Source organism: Roseburia sp. AF12-17LB, assembly GCF_003479605.1.
GTDB classification, from domain to species: domain Bacteria; phylum Bacillota; class Clostridia; order Lachnospirales; family Lachnospiraceae; genus Roseburia_C; species Roseburia_C amylophila.
Genome location: NZ_QUHR01000007.1, coordinates 17,431 through 37,409, shown reverse-complemented (window position 1 = coordinate 37,409; position 19,979 = coordinate 17,431). Strand labels below are relative to the sequence as shown.

Here is a 19,979-nt window from a genome sequence, read left to right as displayed (position 1 = left end):
ATGTATAAAATAAATAATTTTAAGCGTATAAAATTTATCAGGTGCAGTACCGGAAAGTCCGGTCGGTAAGTATTCTTGCGAAAATAAGTCCCAGCGGCAGGGCAATAATAATCATTATGGCAATGGAGAACCAGGAAACCGCTTCCGTTAAGGACATAATGCCAAAGTTATAGAAGGCGCGGTAAAGATATAGTCCCGGAACCATAATTACAATGGAAGGTACGGTTAAAGAGATTCGCGGATATCCATTGTTTTTCTTAATAAAGGATGCCAGCAGACCGGCGGTCAGTGCACCGATAAAGGCAGCAGCAGCGGCTGGAATTCCGGTAAAGTCAACCAGTTCCAGACGTAAGGTATTGGCAACGGAGCCAATCAGTGCAGCAGTAGCTGCCATGGGAATGGAACTGTTAAACATAATAGAGAATCCAAATACGCCGCAGAAGCTTGCAATTAACCGCAGAACCAGCCGTGAAACATCACTGAGATTTACAGAGGTAAAGTCCTGAGGCTGAAGTCTAAGCAGCATTGCCATAATCCAGGCAAACATGGTAGCCACAAGAACAATGATGATGGAATAGGTCAGCCGCTCCAGTCCGGAACGAAGATCCAGTTTCGCAAGGTCAATGCCGCTTGTGATAAATGGAAAGCCCGGGATAATAAACAACATGGAGCAGATGTATCCGGCTTCATGGGTTGCCGGAACATGGAAAAAAATTTCGGCAGCCTTTAAGCAGATGGCATACATAAGGCAGGCGGCGGAAATAGAGACTGCAATATTTAAAAACAGCGTAAAATGATGTTTGATTAATTTGGTCCGGATAACATTTCCGATACCGGCTGCAATAAATGCCAGAATCATTTCCACAGGGCCTCCGCCCAGAAGAAAAGTAAATGCGCAGCAGGCTAAGGCTGCCGCAAGTCCCAGTTTGGCGGGAGAATAAAGGGCGTGGATTTTTTCGATTTCATCCAGCCGCTTATGGATTTCCTCGCCGGTTAAATGGGCTTCTTCCTTTGGAAAGCTTTCTACGAATTGTTCCATGCGGTAAAGTTTGGAGGTGTTGACGCCGGTATTGGCGATGCTTAAGGACTGGGAGACACAGTCATTTCCATCAAAGCAGTTAAATTCGATGGACATAAGACCTACATCTACCGTACAGGTAACTCCCAGTTCCTTTGACAGCTTATTCATGGAAGTACGGACACGCCAGGCTCCGGTTCCACAGGATAACATGATTAATCCCACACGTCCGATGACCGAGGCTTTTTCAATCAGTCCCGCCTGGGCAATCAGTACGTTGCTGTCATCACTGGCATAATCATGCCAGGGTATTTCCATATGATTTTTTTCCATAATATCAATATATGAAGTAGTGGAAGATGCACTCTTATTCATAAATAATCGCCTCAGCTTTGGCAATATGCCGTTCCAGATTCTTTAAAAAAATGGAATTTGGAAGGAAAATGCCGATTTCATCATATTTTTCATCATGTTCCACAAGAGAATCCTGTCCGTAGAAGACAAATGCCATTGGAAGCTCTTTCTCTAATTTCAGTACAAGGTCGAAGATTGCAGAGTAGGCTTCCGCTTCGGTCTCCTTCTGTTTTATGGTATCTGGAAGCTCCCGGATGAGAAGCACCCCATGGCTGCGTTCTAAGACAAGCTGTCCAATGGTATCTTCACCGGTATAAGCGTGGCTGTACCGGTATGCCTGGGAAAAATACATATTCTTTGGTTCCCCTAAATCGCGGTAGCTCTCAAGAAAATGCTGATAATCCTTATTGTGAATATCACCACAATACTTTGGCAGAAGTCTGCCGGTATCATCGGTCATAATTATCGGATTTTCTTTTCCATCTGCGTTGAAACGGTAGGGAATCAGATAGGAATTCCTCAGTAAATCGAATAGGGTATTCCGGCAGATAGCCATAAGAAATGCCGATAAATCTTTATTTTGATAAGCATCAAAAAGAGCTTCTGAAAAATCCTGTGAAGAAAGAGAAGAATCAAATTCATCATTACAGAATAAATAATTGCAAAAAGTTTCCTGAAGTCTTTCACAGGCCCATGGGTCATGCAAAATCTTTTCAAATAAAACGTCTGCTCTTTCTTCACGAGGGAAAAATGTTGAATTTTTCATAGAAAATATGCGCTTCCTTTCTGCTTTATAGCATTCGTAAAGAGCTGCCGGTGGCAGCTCCTTGTAGGGTTTGGGTGGAGAAATGTAAAGGGGTTGTTTCCCTTAATTTCGGCTTGATTATACTATTGCATTGGGAATAAGTAAAAGCTATAATTGATATAGCAGAAATAATAAATTGATATGGTGAAAATGTATGGATATAAATTTTGAATATTATAAGATTTTTTATTATGTGGCAAAATACAGTAATTTTACCAGGGCTGCCAATGCCCTTGGCAACAGTCAGCCTAATATCACAAGGGCAATGAACGGACTGGAGCAGCAGCTTCACTGTACGCTTTTTGTCAGGACGAACCGTGGGGTACAGCTGACACCGGAAGGGGAGAAGCTGTATACCCATGTGTCGGCAGCCATGTCGCATCTTTGGGCGGCAGAAGAGGAACTGGCAGACAGCAGCGGTCTTGCCCATGGAAGCATTTCTATTGGAGCCAGCGAGACTGCCCTTAACATATTTCTTTTGGATAAGCTGAAAGATTTCCATATGAAATATCCGGGAATCCGGTTGAAAATTTATAATCATTCAACACCTCAGGCAATTGAGGCAGTAAAGAGCGGACAGATAGATTTTGCAGTAGTGTCTGCACCAGCAGAAGTAGAGCAGCCACTAAAAAAAGTTAATCTGCGGACATTCCGGGAGGTACTGGTGGGTGGAACAACATTTACCGCACTGGGCAGTCAGGAGCTTTCCCTAAAGGATTTAAAGGATTATCCGTTAATCTGTCTGGGAAAAGAAACCATGACATTTCAGTTTTATAATAAGCTGTTTTTGTCTTATGGGCTGGCACTGGAGCCGGATACAGAGACAGCAACCACAGATCAGATACTGCCACTGGTAAAGAGTGAGCTTGGTCTGGCTTTCATCCCGGAACCGATGGCAAGAGAGGCCATCGAAAAACATGAAATCGTACAGATTTCTCTTTCGGAGACGATTCCAAAAAGAAATATCTGTATGGTATACGACAGTCAGCATCCTTTAAATGAGGCGGCGCGTCAGTTAAGAAAAGTCATTTTAGAAAGCAGGTGAGCATATGACACTTCAGCAGTTACGCTATATTACAACCGTGGCAGATACCGGAACCATCACGGAGGCGGCGAAGAAATTATACATTTCCCAGCCCAGCCTTACCAACGCCATCCATGAGCTGGAAAAGGAGATGGGCATTACCATTTTTAATCGGACGAATAAGGGAATCTTTATTTCCAGGGAAGGGGAAGAATTCTTAGGATATGCAAGGCAGGTATTGGAGCAGACCACCATCTTAGAGGATAAATATAAGAAAAACGGTGGCGGAAAAAAGCAGTTTTGCGTATCAACCCAGCATTACTCTTTTGCGGTAAATGCCTTTGTGGATCTGGTAAAAAAATACGGGCAGGAGGAATATGATTTCAGCCTGCGGGAGACCCAGACCTATAAGTTAATCGAAGATGTAGCGCAAATGAGAAGTGAAATCGGAATCCTTTTCTTAAATGATTTCAATGAAAAAGTGATTATGAAAATATTGAAATCCTCCGATTTGGAATTTCATCTGTTATTTGTGGCAGAACCCCATGTTTTCATCAGCAGGCATCATCCGCTGGCAAAGAAGAAAATCATAACCAATGAAGAACTGGCAGAGTATCCGTATCTTTCCTATGAGCAGGGGGAACACAATTCCTTTTATTTCTCGGAAGAAATTTTCTCCTCTTTTGAGCGGAAGAAAAATATCCGCGTCAGTGACCGGGCAACCTTATTTAATCTTCTGATTGGTTTAAATGGTTATACGGTGTGCAGCGGAATCATTGACCAGAAATTAAATGGCGAAGATATTATCGCAGTGCCGCTGGCAGATGAAGGTGATATGAGAATCGGATATGTGACCCACCGGAAGGGAATGATAAGCCGGTTAGGGGAAACCTACCTTGAGGCATTAAAGAAATATATTACAGGAGAACAAAGAGTATGAGCCAAAGAAAGTAATTTTCCAATCAAAAAATGGACTGGTCATAGTTTAAAACTATGGACAACATTTATTTTTATGTATTTTTCAGAATGAGGAACTCCAATTATAATGAGGGAAATCAATTCACAGGAAATGGAGAAAATCAGAATGAAGAATTTAACAACACCGTTCCGATACGATTATGTAGGAAGTTTTTTACGTCCGGAAAAATTAAAGAAAGCCCGTGCTGACTTTGAAGCAGGGAAAATTACCAGAGAGCAGTTAAAAGAGGTAGAGGATGTCTGTATTTTAGAACTGGTCGCAAAGATAAAGGAGCTTGGATACCATGTGATTACCGATGGGGAGTTTCGCAGAGCCACCTGGCATCTGGACTTTATGTGGGGATTCGATGGAATCGAGCATAAGAAGACTGTAGATGGAAATACAACCTTTGACGGCGAAGCAGCAATGATAGATGACACTTTCATGGTGGGAAAGATTTCCATAAAGAATCATCCATTCGTTGATCATTTCAAATTTGTAAAAGCACTGGAAGATGAGAATACCATAGCAAAGCAGACCGTTCCATCTCCAGCCCAGTTCTATGCTTATTTCACCGGCGCAGAGCTTTTGGATACAACCCTTGAAATTTATGGAACAGAAGAAGCTTTTGCAGAGGATGTCATCAGGGCATATGGAGAATTTATTGAGGAAATCTATGCAGCAGGCTGCAGAAATCTTCAGTTCGATGACTGTGTATGGGGTGGACTGGTAAATCCGAAGCTTGCCGTTGCACTGACCGGAAGAAGAGGCGAAGCATTGGAAGAATATAAGAAGGTTATTCTTGCATTAAATAATAAGGTAGTAGAAGAGGCACCGGCTGACCTGATCATCAACACCCATGTATGCCGTGGAAATTATCATTCTACTTTCTTCAGCTCCGGCGCATATGACGGAGTAGCAGATTTGTTATTCGGAGAGGAGAATGTCAATGCTTATTATCTGGAATATGATGATGAGCGTTCCGGTGGTTTCGCACCGCTGGCAAAAATAACCGGCAATAAGAAGGTGGTATTAGGACTTGTTACCACCAAGACACCGAAGCTTGAAGACAAGCAGTCAGTCATTGCAAGAATAAAAGAAGCGTCCAAATATGTTCCATTGGAAAATCTCTATTTAAGTCCACAGTGTGGATTTGCCTCCTGCGAAATCGGTAACAAGCTTACGGAAAAAGAACAGTGGGCGAAACTGAAGCTTGTCAAGGAAATCGCAGAAGAGGTCTGGGGAGCTTAAAAAATCATTACCACAATTCCAAGAATTACCAGAATGACACCGGTAACCCGGTTCAGTGTCTTTGGGGTAGCCTTATTGGCAAAGACAGCGGCAATTCTTGCCCAGATTAAGGTAAATACAATGCACAGAACCCAGACGGTGACATCCGGCAGTCCGCCGATGGCAAAATGGGAAAAGGCACCGGTAAGTGCGGTAAAGGCCATAATAAATACACTGGTTCCAACAGCAGTTTTCAGTTCATATCCAAGTACAGAGGTCAGGATTAAAAGCATCATCATGCCGCCTCCGGCACCAACAAAGCCGCAGATAAAGCCAATCAGCACACCACAGATTATGGACTGGATGGCACGCTTCTTTGCAGAAACGGCAGACATGGATTCTTTCGTGGTCATAACCGGCTTTATGATAAATTTAATACCCAAAAGGAAGGTCATGAAAACGGAAAAATTTCCCATGGTGGTAGAAGGAACAAGGCTTGAAACATAGCTTCCTACTACGGTGAAAAGCAATACGCTGACCATCATAATCAGACCGTTTTTAATATCGAGGTTCTTATGCTTTCCATATGTATAGGCAGAAATGGCACTTGCCAAAACATCGGAAGAAAGCGCAATGCCGACTGCCATATATGGGTCAATGCCTAGAAAATGAATAAGCAGCGGACTGATGACAGCAGCGGCACTCATGCCGGCAAAACCGGTTCCAAGTCCGGCACCCATGCCTGCAAAAAAAGTAACAAAAATCGTAGTTAATAAATCCATTTTAGGATACCTCCTCTAAAATCATATCCAGCGTTGTCTCCATCTGTGCCATTCCTTTAAAAAAGGCATCTTTCGTGGCATCATCCAGATCGGCAATCAGCCGGTCGGCAAAATCCTGCTGCAGAGCCTGTCCCTTTTTTATAACAGGGGCAGCCTTTTTCGTACATAGAAGCTGTGTCTTCCGGCGGTCGCCGGCAACCTCTTTGCGGATGAGATAACCGTCTTTCACCAGCCGTTCTACATTGACGGAGACCAGATTTGCCTTAATCTGGCGAACCTCAACTATATCTCTGGCAGTTGAATATTCCGGATTATTTCCTAAAAACATCAAAATATCAAAAGCAGTCTGCGGCAGATGCAGCGACTGGCATAAAGGCTTACATACTGCAGTGTAGGCAGCAGACATTTTTCTTGCAAATGCAATACCTGTATTCATATAAGAGTCCTCCTGATGAAAATACTTCAAAATGAAATAGTTCAAAAATGAAATAATTATTTTGATGGTATACTAGCACCGGAAGGAAAAAATGTAAAGTGAACTGGAAAAAATTTTATAAAAAGTTTATGATATAGTGAGCCTGTTTACTTTTGGCGAACGGCGAATATTGATCATGGGCTGGTTTTGCACATGATATAATGAACGCAAGCGGGAAGAATGCGAGGAAATACAATGAATAAGCAGGAAATTTATGAATACCTGAGTCAACAGCATATCTGGTACGAAGTGACAGAGCATAAAGCTGTTTACAATATGGAAGATTTATCAGATGTGGAAATTCCTTATCCACAGGCAGATGCCAAGAATCTTTTTGTACGTGATAATAAGAAGCAGAATTATTATCTGATTACAGTGCGAGGGAACCAGAGGGTAGATTTAAAGGCATTTCGAAAGGCAAACGGAACGCGTCCGTTAAGTTTTGCCTCGGAAGAAGATTTAACTGAGAAAATGGGACTGCAGGCGGGTTCGGTAACGCCGCTTGGAGTACTCAACGATGAAACCTGCAGCGTGAAGGTATTTGTGGATGCTTATTTTCTGGAAAATGATGCATTGATTGGAGTACATCCCAACGAGAATACTGCTACTATATGGATGAAGACAGAGGATTTACTCCGTATCATCCGGGCGCATGGAAATGAAGTCCATTGTGTGTCGATGTAGAGAAAATTATCCGGAGAAGCTAATGGCATGACAGTCTATGATAAAATGGCTGAAACGTAGTAAAATAGGGCTTTTGAACAATACATTATAATCTGATTCCGGCGTTTGCAAGCCAAGTGTTATACAACAATCATGCAATTATGCAATCACTTTATATTTTTTATATTCGTATTTTTATTCACGTGTTATGGAATACAAAAAGGATAGACAGTTCATGAACCATCTATCCTTAAAATGCTTATTCTATACGGTTTTAAGATTAACCAAAGTATCTCTTTAACAGACCCTCAAAAGCTTTTCCGTGTCTTGCCTCGTCTCTAGCCATCTCATGAACTGTATCGTGGATTGCGTCGAGGTTAGCAGCTTTGGCACGTTTTGCAAGGTCAAATTTACCAGCAGTAGCACCATTTTCTGCATCTACACGCATTTCCAGGTTCTTCTTTGTGCTGTCGGTTACAACTTCACCAAGCAGTTCTGCAAATTTTGCTGCATGTTCAGCCTCTTCAAAAGCTGCCTTCTCCCAGTAAAGTCCGATTTCCGGATATCCTTCTCTATGTGCAACTCTTGCCATTGCAAGGTACATTCCAACCTCAGAACATTCTCCTTCGAAGTTTGCTCTTAAATCAGCAATGATATCTTCTGGAGCACCCTGTGCTACACCAACTACATGCTCAGCAGCCCATGTCTTATCACCTGTCTGTTCTTTGAATTTCTCAGCCGGAGCCTTACATACCGGGCAGAATTCCGGAGCACTTTCACCTTCATAAACATAACCACATACTGTACAAACAAATTTTTTCATTTTAAGATCTCCTTTTCTTTTTATAATTGTATTTATATATCAATAATAGTAATTGTTACTGATATTAAATTAGCATAATTATTTTTAAATGTCAACTGTTTTTTTTGAGATTTTCTGATTTCGTTTTTCTTTTTTATTTTCTGCAGAATTGGTTGATTTATCTGCCAGAGAACCGGATTTATCCAATAACTTTTTACATTCCGGACAAAGTCCGTAGAATCTGGTAATATGTCCCTCAATTAAACCGGAAAATTCTTCTGCAGCAATAACATTAATCAGATCAATGTTTTTCATTTTTAAATCGAGGACGGAATTACAGTTTGTACAGAAGAAGTGGTAATGAGGTTTCGGATTACCATCAAAGCGGTCCGGCCCATTTTCCGTTGAAATCTTTTGAATCTCGCCTAAATCTGCCAGAAGAGAGAGATTGCGGTATACCGTTCCCAGACTGATGTTGGGATATTCCTGCCGGATATCGGAATAAACTGTTTCGGCAGTCGGATGGTCGGTACGTCCCATCAGGTTATTCTTAATACTTTCCCGTTGTCGGCTAAATTTAATCATATATTCTCCTCAACAAATAATAATAATCGTTATTGATTTTAATATAATTCTTAAAAGGAACTTTGTCAAGGAGAAGTGTAAAGTAAAAATCTGCATGTATGAGAAGTATAGGCAAAAATCTGCATGGAATCTTAGAAGATGGAATATGATATAAGGAACAAAAAGATATAGGAAGGAAAGGTTATGCCGCAGTTTAAACGGTTCGTTGCATATCTTTATTATTATGAAAATGATACAAAGGAATATCTTGCCGGATTTGCCAGAGTAGAAATGCGCGGAGACATCTGCAGATTAGAAATACATTTAAAAGGAACAGAATATGCGGGGCAGGAAGGAAAGGTAAGCCTTTTTATCCGTAGGGAAGGAAAAATTCTGGCTTTTCCGGTGGGTAATATGCGGCTGATGTCCCAAAGCTCAGATTATAGTGGAAGGATTTCTGATGGTGAGCTGGGGGATGAAACCTGTCATATACAGGATGTCTGTGGAATTCTGATTCAGCCGGCAGATGGTAATTTTTATGGCAGCCAGTGGGACAATGGGGAGATACATAAGGAAGAAATAGAAATGCAAGCAGCAGAAGAGCCGTCTCTTCAGACTGAGGAAGTGCCGATGCACCATATTTTCCCGGAACAGATAAGCATGGAAAAAGGAATCCAGGAAAGAAGCACGCAGGAAAAAGGCACTGGGGAAAAAGAGGCCTCCATCTGGGAGCACTGGGAGAATCTGAAGCAGAAAATGACGATCCTGCATCCTTTTGAAGGAGAGAATATAACCTGCGTTCATATGGAACTGCAGGATTTACGGGAGCTGCCACAGAAATACTGGTGTCTTGGGAATAACAGCTTTCTTCTGCATGGTTTCTTTAATTACCGGTATCTTTTCTTCGGAGAACAGGTGACGCCGGAAGGACGAGAGCTGTTCTTGGCGGTGCCGGGGGTTTATCAGAAGCCGGAAAAAGTAATGGCGGCTATTTTTGGTTTTCCACAGTTCCGGACGGAAAAGCCGTGCCGGCAGTTAGAGGGGAGTTTTGGCTACTGGTATCGCCGGATGGACGAATAAGGGCGAACCGGATATGGTCTTCCCATTTTCCCTGTATCAGGGCATATTCCCTGGCGACACCTTCCTGTTGGAAATCAAGGGATTCTAGCAGACGGATGGAAGCGGTATTTTCCGGCATGACGGCAGCTTCTATCCGGTGCAGATGAAATTCTTCAAACATAAGCTGAATACCAAAAGCAAGGGCTTCGCGGGCGTATCCTCTGTGCCAGTATGCAGGGGAAAAGCGATAGCCGGTCTCACAGGAATAGTAAGTAGAACGGTTGATATTGCGGAAGCAGACGGTGCCTATGATTTCGTCCGGATTTTCCATGCGGAATATATAGAAGCGGATGAGGCTGTGCTTTAAGGTGAGACTCAGCTCACAGTTCATCAGGGTCCGCTGGTAGGCCACCGTATAGAACTGCTCCGGGTGTATGGTTTCATATGGCTCAAAGACATTCCGGTTCTGCTTATAAAACTGAAGAACTGCAGGGGCATCATCTTCCCCTAACAATTTCAGGATTAAGCGGTCTGTTTCATAGATAAATTTCATGTTATTAACTCCTGCAGCTGGTATAAGAATACCTTTTTGTTATGCTCAAAATATGCTATTATTATAACAGAGAAAAGAGTAAAAGTCAGGAGTAAACATGGAACCGGAGATAAAATATATGAAAGCAGCCCTGCGGGAGGCAAGGAAAGCAGAAAAATTAGAGGAAGTTCCTATTGGCTGCGTGATTGTGCAGAATGATAAAATTATTGCCCGGGGCTATAACCGGCGCAATACCGATAAAAATACCCTTTCCCATGCGGAACTGACTGCCATTAAAAAGGCATCGAAGAAGACCGGGGACTGGAGGCTTGAGGACTGCGTGATGTATGTGACCTTAGAGCCCTGCCAGATGTGTGCGGGAGCCATTGTACAGTCCCGTATGAAAAAGGTGGTAATCGGAACTATGAATCCCAAGGCTGGATGCGCCGGTTCAGTGATGAATCTTTTGCAGGTGGCAGCATTTAATCATCAGGTAGAGATAGAGCGGGGCGTATTGGAGGAAGAATGTTCAGACATGCTGTCGGAATTTTTCAGGCGGTTGCGTGAGAAGAAGAAACAGCAGAAAATGAAGGCAAAACCTTGACAATCCGGCACAAAATAGGCTATAATTTAGATTCCGAGCAGCCGGGGTGGCAGCGGTGCCCTGTACCAGCAATCCGCTATAGCTGGGGTGATATCCTGTCTCGGGTTTGAAATTGTAAAGCAGCCCTGAATAAGTGGCGTTGATGTCTGGGTCTTACGCAACAGGAATCTGTGAACCGGGTCAGGTCAGGAATGAAGCAGCCCTAAGCGGAAGCTCCTGTGTGCCGTAAGGTCGCCTGGACTGAGTTGGCTGTTCAGGTAACGTTTGCAACGAGAATTCAAAACAGGATGCTCGGTTTTTAATGCAAAAAATTAGAAATTATAATATAATAAAGATAAGGGTTCTTCATAAGAAAGTCGGAGAGAAGAAAATTTAATATAATAAAGGAGATAAAGATGAAGAAGTACGGTTTTGGCGTAGATATTGGTGGAACCACCTGTAAGATCGGATTATTTGAGACCAGCGGGAAAATGCTGAATAAGTGGGAAATCCCAACCAACAAGGCAGATAATGGCGGACATATTTTAGATGATGTGGCAGCATCCATTGACGAGAAAATGAAATCAGCATCCATTGCAAAAGAAGATGTGGAAGGAATCGGCGTAGGTGTTCCTGGTCCTGTATTAGAAGATGGCTCTGTTTCCGTATGTGTAAACCTCGGATGGGGACAGGTTCAGGTTGCCGATGAATTAAGCAGTAAGACAGGTCTTCCGGTTAAAGTAGGAAATGATGCGAATGTAGCAGCCCTTGGCGAGATGTGGCAGGGCGGTGGAAAAGGCTACACCGGAGTCGTTATGGTTACGCTTGGAACCGGTGTTGGCGGCGGAATTATTCACAATGGTAAAATTATTCCGGGCGCAAACGGAGCAGGCGGCGAAATTGGACATATTACCGTCAATACAGAGGAAAAAGATACCTGCGGATGTGGCAGACATGGCTGCTTAGAGCAGTACGCATCAGCTACCGGAATCGTCCGCATGGCGAAGAAACTTCTGGCTGAGAAAGATGATGAGTCTTCCTTACGCGGATTTGAACCGCTGACAGCAAAGGATATCTTTGATGAGGCAAAAAAAGGAGATGCTCTGGCATTAGAGGCGGTAGAAATCTTAGGCGAGACACTTGGTATGGCGTTATCTAATATTGCCTGTGTCGTTAACCCACAGGTATTCGTAATCGGTGGTGGCGTATCCAGAGCCGGAGATATCTTAATTGATACGGTAGCAAAACATTTCAAAGAGCATGCATTTGCATCCTGCAAGGACACCAAGTTTGCATTGGCATCCCTTGGAAATGATGCCGGAATGTACGGCTGCGTGCAGATGATATTAGACTAAGAATCAGATGAATCGAGAAACATGCTTTGCCAGATTCTTTCGTAAGTAAGTGAAAAGCCTCCGTCCTGGGACGGAGGCTTTTCTTGATTTATTGCGAGAACCAAAGGACTCTCTTGGACCTTGAAAAAGGCACAAAGTCCAGTAAAAAGAAAGGGAGACTAAATAATTAAAAGATGATTAAATAATCATAATACGCGTTCTAATTCGTATTTCTTATTCAACAGAAGTACATCAGCCCTTGCACCCGGGGTCAGGCTTCCGATGGTTTTCTCCATTCCAATGCTCTTGGCAGGGTTGCACGCATGGCATCGCTGATTAAGATGACGCGGTCATCTCCAAATATGCGGAAAACGCTGCGGATAACGGCTGGATGGATGTGGATGCCATCACAGATAATTTCCACCATTGCATGTGGGGCATCAGCAGCGGTACCCACAATACCCGGGTCACGGTGGTGGAATGCCGGCATGGCGTTGAACAGATGAGTTGCATGGATGGCACCTGCTGCGAAGGCCTTTGAGGCAATTTCATAAGAAGCAGTAGAGTGTCCAAGAGAAATAGTAACTTCATCATGGAATTTTTCGATAAATTTGTCTGCTCCCGGAAGTTCCGGAGCGATGGTGATTAACTTTATTTTGCCACTGAAAACTTCTAACAAGCGGCAAAATACGTCTATACTAGGGCTACAGAGGTAACTTTCTTTCTGGGCACCCTTCTTTGCCGGGGAAAGGAAAGGACCTTCCATATGAATACCGGCTACATAGGAATGGTTTCTGTCATCCGGTACACCGGAAACAGTTTCGAAGATTTCCATAAGCTGGTTTTCCGGTAAAGTCATGGATGTTGCACAGAAGGATGTAACACCGCAGGAATACAGGTAAGCTGCAATATCGGAAAGTCCGTCTGTATTTGCGTCACAGAAATCATGACCCTTTGCACCATGGATATGCACATCAACCAGTCCCGGAATCACATAATTGCCGTTTGCATCCAGAATTTCCTCATGTTCGGAGACGGGTTTGTCTACGATTGTATGTGTAACATCATCGATATATAAGTCTTTTTCACGGAAAGTGAAGTCATCACCCCATACAAGACCGTTTCGGATAATCATTCGAATACCCCCTTAAATCAGTTTATTTTTAATAATCAGTGAAAGAGCTGCTTCATCAGCAACAATGGATACGTTGTTATGTAACTGCAGGATAGAAGCAGGAACAGTCGGAGTGATTGGACCAAACAGGGCCTGATACTTCATTATAATCCTTTGCTTTATAAATACGCATAGTACCCCTCCTTAAAAGGCAATTTCTATATTGTTTAGTCTGATTATATAATCGGAAAAATGAAAATGCTATAAAATAGACAAAATAGCCGCTTAATAGAAATATGCAGTGGCAAATATATCTTAAATAGAAATCATAACAAGCTAACACATTACCATATCAAATATGATTAAATCATAATTTAACACAGATTAAAACAGGATTAAACCAGTTTATGAAAAAATTTAAGAAATCTTAAATTGACCCGCTGTGGGGGCTGCTTTACAATGAAAATAGATTGTAAGCAATTACGGAAAACATAAGAAACAACGGAGAAAAACATTGTCTACAAGAAGAGAAAGAGAACGAAGAAAGAAATTAAGGAGAATAAGAAATGCAATTTCAGCAGCTTTTTGTGTACTGGTATTGCTGTTAGTGCTGGGAATCGTAAACCTTCTGACCGGTGTTTTGGAAAAACATCTTCCTATTATAGATGGGAATGGAGACTATACCATCAGTATACTGGAAAAGCTGTCCGGAGATAAAGAGGAGAAGGAACCGGATAAGAAGGGACTGACGGTGTGCATTGATGCGGGACACGGCGGAAAGGACAATGGTTCTGACTATAAGAACCGCTATGAGAAAGATGATACTCTTGCCATGGCACTTGCCGTACAGAGTTATTTGCAGGAAAAAGATGTGAATGTCATCATGACACGAAGTGATGATACCTTCTTAAAACTGTCAGAGAGATGTGATATAGCAAATGAAGCGGAAGCAGATTATTATGTATCCCTGCACCGGAATACCGGAGAGGGATATGGAGTAGAGACATGGGTATACAGTGGAGCCAATGAAGAGACCATGGGACTTGCCGGAAATATCCAGCAGGGGTTAGCCGGAGTCGGTGTACAGCGCGACCGTGATGTGAAAAAGGGAACCCAGAAGAGCAGTTCAAAGGATTATTATGTAAACAGCCATTCCCATATGCCGTCCTGTATCGTTGAAATGGGATTTATGAATAATGCCAAAGACAATCAGCTTTTTGATGATAATAAGGAAGCATATGCGGCGGCTATTGGAGATGCCATTATTGCTACTTATAAGACTTACCATGGTGACGGAACAGGTGGAAATACAGAAGCAGATACGTCCATCGGAGATACTACAACAGGTGATACAGACACAGATGGAACCTCCGGCAGCACAGAAGACAGTACCGCCACAGAAGATACGAAAAACGTTGGAGAAGTTATTACCAACCAGCAGATTGCCAATGTGGAAGCTTTGGATGGAACCTGTCAGAACTGGGGGCAGGGCGTGAATTTTGATGAAGAGAACCGGCCGATTGGAGCTGTTTCTTATCAGGAAAAATACGGAGACTATCAGGCGAATTTTATCGGAGCAGATGAAAAGAAGATTTATCTGACCTTTGACGAAGGCTACGAATATGGCTGTACGCCGCAAATCTTAGATACTTTAAAGGAAAAGGGCGTAAAGGCAACCTTTTTTGTGACAGAGCCATATGCCAAGGCACAGCCAGAGCTGGTACAGCGGATGATTGACGAGGGACATGAGATTGGTAATCACAGCGTGACCCATCCGTCCGAGGGCCTTCCATCCCAGAGTTTGGAGCAGCAGAAAAATGAAGTCATGGAGAACCACCAGTATATTAAGGATAATTTTGGCTATGATATGCACCTGTTCCGGTTCCCGGCGGGTAAATTCAGTGACCAGTCCTTAGCAGTGGTCAATAACTGCAACTACAAGAGCGTGTTCTGGAGCTTTGCATACAAGGACTATGATGTCAATAACCAGCCAGGCGAGTCAGAAGCGTTACAGAAATTAAAAGACCGGATGCATCCGGGAGCAATTTATCTTTTACATGCGGAGTCTACCACCAATACAGCCATTCTTGGAAGATTTATTGATGCGGCGCAGGCAGCAGGCTACGAAGTGGTGGCATTTCAGTAAGACGCAGATACAAGGAGAAGTCCGGTGGAAAAATATGCAATATTAATCTTACCAATTACATTAAGCATCATTATACTAGTAGCTGGAAGTATTGCATTTTATATGCCCTTGAGGTGGGAGGAACGGCAGAGAGAAAGATATCCTACCTACCGGGGAAAGAAAGCAGAGCAATCAGAGGAGCACTGGTACAGGGCACAGAAACTATATGGAAAATGTCTTTTGGTGTCAGGAAGTATCGACCTTCTGCTGGCATATCCGCTGACCAGGTGTTTTTATTGGTTCGTGGAAGCTTTCTGGCATAGCGAAGATGCAACACTTCCGGCTGTTTTGATATTGTGCGTTCCGAGTTTTGGGTTTATACTCAGTGCATACCTGATAACAGGAAGCAGAATGAAAAGAGAAATAAGATTTTCGGGTAGTTGTGAGGACAGAAAATGCGGATACAAAAGAGAAAAATAATATTGCCAGTCATGGTATTACTGCTTGGGATGACTGCTTTGGGAGCTGTATTATATGGAGTAGGAAATATACAGAGGAACCATAGCAGAAAAATGGCGAACCTGAATGCAATGATATATTCTGAGCGGATAAAGTCTGATATTATGCAGGAAGTTGGAGCTACAAATGCTTTAAAGCAGCTTCTGGTCAGTGAAAATGGCAGGATTAATAAATTTTCAGAGGTGGCAGAGGATATGATGACGGATTCCATCCAGAGTATCCAGCTTGCACCGGATGGTGTAGTAACAGAGATATATCCGGAAGATGGCAATGAAGCCGGAAAAATCGACTTGCTCAATGATGCAGACAGGGGAGAAATTTCCCGTTATGCCAGAGATAACCATATTGAAATTATGCAGGGACCGTTTCAATTAGAGCAGGGTGGATATGGAATGGCAATACGAAATCCGATATACCTGATAAATGAAAACGGAGAAGAAGAATTCTGGGGATTTGCCATTGTAATTATCCGTGTACCGGCTATTTTTTCAGATTCATTAAAAGCACTTTCGGATTTTGACTATGATTATACGTTATCAAAGACCGTTTCTCCATGGGATACAACATATGAAGAAGTATATAGCTCAGGAGCAATTCTGACAAATCCGGTTGCTTATGAATTTGAAGCAGCTGGAAACCGGTGGAAACTGGAAATCATGCCGAAGACAGGCTGGTCGAATCATGAGCACCTTTATGGAATGCTGGCTGGCGGACTGTTGATTGTTCTGCTGCTGACGGGACTTGTCTCTATGATTTTGGCTTTGGATGAGCATAAAAATAGATTTAAAAAGCTGGCTGTAACCGATGTATTGACCAGAATCAATAACAGGCATGGATTTGAGGAGCAGGTAAGACAGTATTTGAAAAAGTATCCGGAAGCTTCCTGCGTGGCAGCGCAGTTTGACATTGATGATTTCAAATTCATTAATGACATGTATGGACATGAATCCGGAGACAGGGCATTACAGATATTAGCCGAAAGCATGCGGAAATCGTTCCCGGAACATGCTGTGCTTGGACGGAAAGGAGGGGATGAATTCTGCATTTTCTTAGATAATTGCACCGGTGAAGAAGTAAGGGAGAAACTGGAACAGTTTACAAAAAAGAAGCGTTCTTTCTGGTATGAAGGTGAAAAAGTGACATATACTATTTCCCTGGGATATGCAGAGTATCCGTTACAGGGAAAAAACTATTCACGGTTGATGCGCTGTGCAGATGCAGCACTTTATGAAGTAAAGCTTGACGGGAAAAATGGTTGTATTCAGTACCGGGAAGGAATTGGCCTTGAAATCAGAAAGCAGCTTGGATTTGCATTGAAGGATGTTTCAGAAAATCTTCCGGGAGCATTTATTATTTATAAAGCAGATAAAGAAAATGATGAAATTCTTTTTGCAAACCATGAGATGATCCGTCTCACCGGATGCAGGTCCATGGCAGAACTGCAGGAGTATACAAAAGGAAGCTTCCGTAACCTGATTGAAGAAGAAGAAAGGGAGCAGGTTGAAGAAAGTATCTGGCAGCAGATAGGAGAAGGACATTCCAATGATTATGTACACTTCCATCTGAAAAAAGCAGATGGAACCTCAATGAGGGTGCTTGACCATGGCAGAATTGTGGAAAATGGACGATACGGCAGAGTGTTCTATGTACTGATGGTGGACTGGAATTCTACAAAGCGGCATTACAGAGATGCATTTTAGAGACTGTAAAACATGATAAAAAAGAAAGAGGTATAGGATGATGAAGAAAAAATTAATCGCAATTGTAATGGGAATGGTATTTTGGGCTGGATTATTTGGAGGATGTGGCCAGACAGAGGTGAAGCAGGATAATGCAATCACAAATAGCAGCGAAGAGGGAAAAGAAGAAGGAACAGCAGAAGAAAAAGAATTAACAGGAACCATTGATGAGATAAAGGATTTTATGTTTGTTGTGACAGATGAGAATGATACGCCATATAGTTTTACTTTTGAAGAAAAACCGGAGGGATTGGAAAATGTCAGCAATGGAGATACTGTAACGGTAAAATATACAGGAACAATTTCTGAGGTAGATCCGTTTGAGGGAGAGGTATTATCTGTTGAAAAGGCAAAATAAAATCAAAATAACAATGAGATTGTCAGCAGCAATGGTATTCCTGGCCATGCTGCTGTGTGCCTGTACAGAAGCATCACAGAATCAGGAGCTGCCGGCTGCAACATATATGGGAGGAAAAGACTCCATTGCCGGGATTTGTGAAGAACTGGAATCAGCAGGAGCTTCCCATGTAGATACATTTCGGGAATGGACGACTGATTTCGCGGATACTGCCGGAAAAAATGCCGGACTGGAGGATGGCTGGTCAGATCCTGGAAAAATGAAAGCAGATATTGGAAAATGTATGGATGGCTGGGAACAGAACCATGACTATTCGGATGCTGATTGCAGAATGACAGCGTTTCTTCTGCTGGATGGTGTGCTCCGTGCAGAATCGACAGAAGACAGCTATGAGGGTACCTACTTAATGTTTGATACAGAAGCAATAGATAATGTGGACAGGTATGAAAGCATAAAAGAGAATAAAAATATGTTCACCACACTCTATGGAGAAAAAAGTGTAACAGATGGCAGTCACCCGGAAAATACATTTTCCGATAGCTGGAAACATTATGGATTTCAAGTGGATAGTGACAGGCTCTCTCTTCTTAGCATAGTAATATATGACCCATACTCGGATGTTGTTTTTGTGGGGCATACCGGTGTTCTGATAAAGTACAGTGACTATTATTTGTTTATAGAAAAAATCGCTTTTGAACAGCCGTATCAGGCAACAAAGGTGCATAATATGGATGAATTGCTTGATATTATGTCGCTAAGACCGGAATATTTTGGAGAAGAGGGTGAAGCAGGTCCCTTTGTTTATTGTAATGGAGAATATCTCGGAACATTAAAGAAAAATATTTAAAGAAGTAAATATTTTACAACTTATGTGGAACTGGAGTAAAAATCAGATAGATGTAATTGGCAAAAAACCGCCGCCTCATCGTTCGGGAAAGAACGATGGGCGGCGGATATCATATAACCAGAATGACTGCAATGGAACTGTAGCCACAGGGGCGTTTTATTTATTGGCACCGTCAGCATCAATTACAGATTGAATCTGTTTCATCAGGGTATCGTAGTTGTCCTGATTATCAATTCCACCGAGCATCGGATCGCCCACAATATTACCATTTCTATCGACTAAAATTGTGGTAGGGAATGCCATAATATCAGAGGCATATTTACCTGCATCAGAAGCAGAGTCAATGGAAAGATTGCGGTATGCTACCCCCTGGCTTTCCAGAATAGCTGCAGCTTCTTTGATGGCATCCTCGTTTCCATCAAAGGTTTCTGTATTGATTCCAATTACCTCTCCTCCCATGGATTTGATGGTATCATTTAATTCATTAAGTTTTGACAGCTCGGCAACACAAGGCTTACAGCCGGTAAACCAGAAATTAACGACAGTTACTGCATTTCCGGAAAACAGGCTTTCGTCAACAGAATTACCATCATAATCCTGACCGGAGAAATTCCTGAAAGGAGAGGTATCGTCAGAATTATCCTTCTGGGAGGCATTGTCAGATGCTGTATTGTCCTTTTCGATTGCTGCTATCTGTTCCTCGATTTTTCGAATTGTTTCAATATCATCTGTAAGAGTTTTTAATTCATCGTCTGTAAATGAGTCTTTATTTGATTCGACGGTGGCAGCCAGATAGTCGGCGTAATTTCCGCTTGGATCAGCAGTACTTTTATTCATCATGCCAAATGCTTTGTTCCATGCATCTTCATGATCAGCAAAGAGCTGATTCTCCTGCTGATATAAATCATCCAGCGTAGTGTTGGAACTGCCGGAAACTTCAGTGCCGGCTTCGGTCTGGGTATCGCGGGAAGCTTCTGTGTTTGAAGTTCCTTTTCCGCTACAAGCTGTAAACAATAATGCTGTACAGAGGGTAAAAATAGAAATAACGGTTCTTTTTGTTTTCATGAATAATTTCTCCTTTGAATAATTGATAA

General features: G+C 42.5%; 20 protein-coding genes, 1 other RNA gene and 2 pseudogenes. 13 read left to right on the top strand and 10 right to left on the bottom strand.

From position 1 onward, the window contains the following. Window positions 1-37 precede the first annotated feature (37 nt). Entirely contained in the window at window positions 38-1,393 is a 1,356-nt protein-coding gene (locus tag DWV68_RS09550) for a threonine/serine ThrE exporter family protein (RefSeq protein WP_118665637.1), read from the bottom strand. Continuing rightward, window positions 1,386-2,138 carry a DUF4866 domain-containing protein gene (locus tag DWV68_RS09545; protein ID WP_118665635.1) on the bottom strand — a complete coding sequence of 251 codons (753 nt, stop codon included), beginning with the start codon at window positions 2,136-2,138 and terminating at the stop codon, window positions 1,386-1,388. Before DWV68_RS09545 ends, DWV68_RS09550 begins: the two co-directional genes overlap by 8 nt. Window positions 2,139-2,331: 193 nt before the next feature. Here DWV68_RS09545 and DWV68_RS09540 point away from each other — a divergent pair, with 193 nt between their 5' ends. The 3 genes from DWV68_RS09540 to DWV68_RS09530 all read left to right on the top strand — a co-directional run bounded on the left by DWV68_RS09540 (window position 2,332) and on the right by DWV68_RS09530 (window position 5,410). Further along, entirely contained in the window at window positions 2,332-3,222 is an 891-nt protein-coding gene (locus DWV68_RS09540; protein WP_117697877.1) for a LysR family transcriptional regulator, read from the top strand. A 4-nt stretch (window positions 3,223-3,226) separates the two neighbouring features. Further along, window positions 3,227-4,141: a LysR family transcriptional regulator gene (locus DWV68_RS09535; RefSeq protein WP_118665633.1), complete on the top strand. Its 915-nt coding sequence runs from the start codon at window positions 3,227-3,229 to the stop codon at window positions 4,139-4,141. Window positions 4,142-4,285: 144 nt separating this feature from the next. Continuing rightward, window positions 4,286-5,410, top strand: a complete 1,125-nt coding sequence (locus DWV68_RS09530; protein WP_118665702.1) for a 5-methyltetrahydropteroyltriglutamate--homocysteine S-methyltransferase — start codon at window positions 4,286-4,288, stop codon at window positions 5,408-5,410. Here the strand turns inward: DWV68_RS09530 and DWV68_RS09525 are convergent. Next, window positions 5,407-6,171, bottom strand: coding sequence for a sulfite exporter TauE/SafE family protein (locus DWV68_RS09525; protein WP_118665631.1), 765 nt, complete (start codon window positions 6,169-6,171; stop codon window positions 5,407-5,409). The genes DWV68_RS09530 and DWV68_RS09525 overlap by 4 nt on opposite strands. 1 nt (window position 6,172) lies before the next feature. Next, complete coding sequence (locus DWV68_RS09520; protein ID WP_118665629.1) at window positions 6,173-6,607, bottom strand: MarR family winged helix-turn-helix transcriptional regulator; 435 nt, start codon at window positions 6,605-6,607, stop codon at window positions 6,173-6,175. Between the two features lie 234 nt (window positions 6,608-6,841). Here DWV68_RS09520 and DWV68_RS09515 point away from each other — a divergent pair, with 234 nt between their 5' ends. Next, complete coding sequence (locus tag DWV68_RS09515) at window positions 6,842-7,330, top strand: prolyl-tRNA synthetase associated domain-containing protein (protein WP_117947519.1); 489 nt, start codon at window positions 6,842-6,844, stop codon at window positions 7,328-7,330. A 259-nt stretch (window positions 7,331-7,589) separates the two neighbouring features. On the opposite strand, the gene DWV68_RS09510 is transcribed toward DWV68_RS09515, so the two are convergent. Further along, window positions 7,590-8,132 (bottom strand): NADH peroxidase, encoded by a 543-nt coding sequence (locus tag DWV68_RS09510; protein ID WP_022244330.1) that lies wholly within the window; start codon window positions 8,130-8,132, stop codon window positions 7,590-7,592. Between the two features lie 192 nt (window positions 8,133-8,324). Next, window positions 8,325-8,696: pseudogene (locus tag DWV68_RS09505) on the bottom strand (Fur family transcriptional regulator); the annotation flags it as partial. A 183-nt stretch (window positions 8,697-8,879) separates the two neighbouring features. Between DWV68_RS09505 and DWV68_RS09500 the strand changes: the two are divergent. Further along, on the top strand, window positions 8,880-9,755 hold the full coding sequence (locus tag DWV68_RS09500) for a DUF6128 domain-containing protein (RefSeq protein ID WP_117947521.1): 876 nt from the start codon (window positions 8,880-8,882) through the stop codon (window positions 9,753-9,755). Here DWV68_RS09500 and DWV68_RS09495 read toward each other — a convergent pair. Next, a complete protein-coding gene (locus tag DWV68_RS09495; RefSeq protein ID WP_118665625.1) occupies window positions 9,664-10,287 on the bottom strand; it encodes a GNAT family N-acetyltransferase in 624 nt (207 codons plus the stop codon). The two genes, DWV68_RS09500 and DWV68_RS09495, sit on opposite strands and share 92 nt — an antisense overlap. Before the next feature lie 97 nt (window positions 10,288-10,384). Between DWV68_RS09495 and tadA the strand changes: the two genes are divergently transcribed. From tadA to DWV68_RS09480, 3 genes are all read left to right on the top strand, one after another. After that, window positions 10,385-10,870: a tRNA adenosine(34) deaminase TadA gene (gene tadA, locus DWV68_RS09490; RefSeq protein WP_022244326.1), complete on the top strand. Its 486-nt coding sequence runs from the start codon at window positions 10,385-10,387 to the stop codon at window positions 10,868-10,870. 33 nt (window positions 10,871-10,903) lie between these two features. Next, window positions 10,904-11,165, top strand: an RNA gene (ffs, locus tag DWV68_RS09485) — signal recognition particle sRNA large type. A gap of 100 nt (window positions 11,166-11,265) precedes the next feature. Continuing rightward, window positions 11,266-12,204, top strand: coding sequence for an ROK family glucokinase (locus tag DWV68_RS09480; RefSeq protein ID WP_118057567.1), 939 nt, complete (start codon window positions 11,266-11,268; stop codon window positions 12,202-12,204). Between the two features lie 250 nt (window positions 12,205-12,454). On the opposite strand, the gene nagA is transcribed toward DWV68_RS09480, so the two are convergent. Next, window positions 12,455-13,318, bottom strand: a complete 864-nt coding sequence (gene nagA, locus DWV68_RS09475) for an N-acetylglucosamine-6-phosphate deacetylase (protein WP_243089524.1) — start codon at window positions 13,316-13,318, stop codon at window positions 12,455-12,457. A 12-nt stretch (window positions 13,319-13,330) separates the two neighbouring features. Further along, window positions 13,331-13,453: pseudogene (locus DWV68_RS09470) on the bottom strand (glucosamine-6-phosphate deaminase); the annotation flags it as partial. A 358-nt stretch (window positions 13,454-13,811) separates the two neighbouring features. On the opposite strand from DWV68_RS09470, the gene DWV68_RS09465 reads away from it, so the two are divergent. The 5 genes from DWV68_RS09465 to DWV68_RS09445 are packed head-to-tail and all read left to right on the top strand — an operon-like array spanning window position 13,812 to window position 18,885. Further along, on the top strand, window positions 13,812-15,443 hold the full coding sequence (locus DWV68_RS09465) for an N-acetylmuramoyl-L-alanine amidase (RefSeq protein ID WP_118057568.1): 1,632 nt from the start codon (window positions 13,812-13,814) through the stop codon (window positions 15,441-15,443). 24 nt (window positions 15,444-15,467) lie between these two features. Then, the gene (locus tag DWV68_RS09460) at window positions 15,468-15,902 is read left to right on the top strand and encodes an SdpI family protein (protein WP_118057569.1); all 435 of its coding nucleotides are present in this window, start codon (window positions 15,468-15,470) and stop codon (window positions 15,900-15,902) included. Continuing rightward, complete coding sequence (locus DWV68_RS09455; protein ID WP_118057570.1) at window positions 15,878-17,641, top strand: sensor domain-containing diguanylate cyclase; 1,764 nt, start codon at window positions 15,878-15,880, stop codon at window positions 17,639-17,641. Before DWV68_RS09460 ends, DWV68_RS09455 begins: the two co-directional genes overlap by 25 nt. 37 nt (window positions 17,642-17,678) lie before the next feature. Next, entirely contained in the window at window positions 17,679-18,038 is a 360-nt protein-coding gene (locus DWV68_RS09450; protein WP_242988784.1) for a hypothetical protein, read from the top strand. Next, complete coding sequence (locus DWV68_RS09445) at window positions 18,022-18,885, top strand: DUF4300 family protein (RefSeq protein ID WP_242988783.1); 864 nt, start codon at window positions 18,022-18,024, stop codon at window positions 18,883-18,885. The genes DWV68_RS09450 and DWV68_RS09445 overlap by 17 nt, the downstream gene beginning before the upstream one ends. 156 nt (window positions 18,886-19,041) lie before the next feature. Here DWV68_RS09445 and DWV68_RS09440 read toward each other — a convergent pair whose 3' ends face one another. After that, window positions 19,042-19,950 carry a TlpA disulfide reductase family protein gene (locus DWV68_RS09440; protein ID WP_118057572.1) on the bottom strand — a complete coding sequence of 303 codons (909 nt, stop codon included), beginning with the start codon at window positions 19,948-19,950 and terminating at the stop codon, window positions 19,042-19,044. Window positions 19,951-19,979 lie beyond the last annotated feature (29 nt).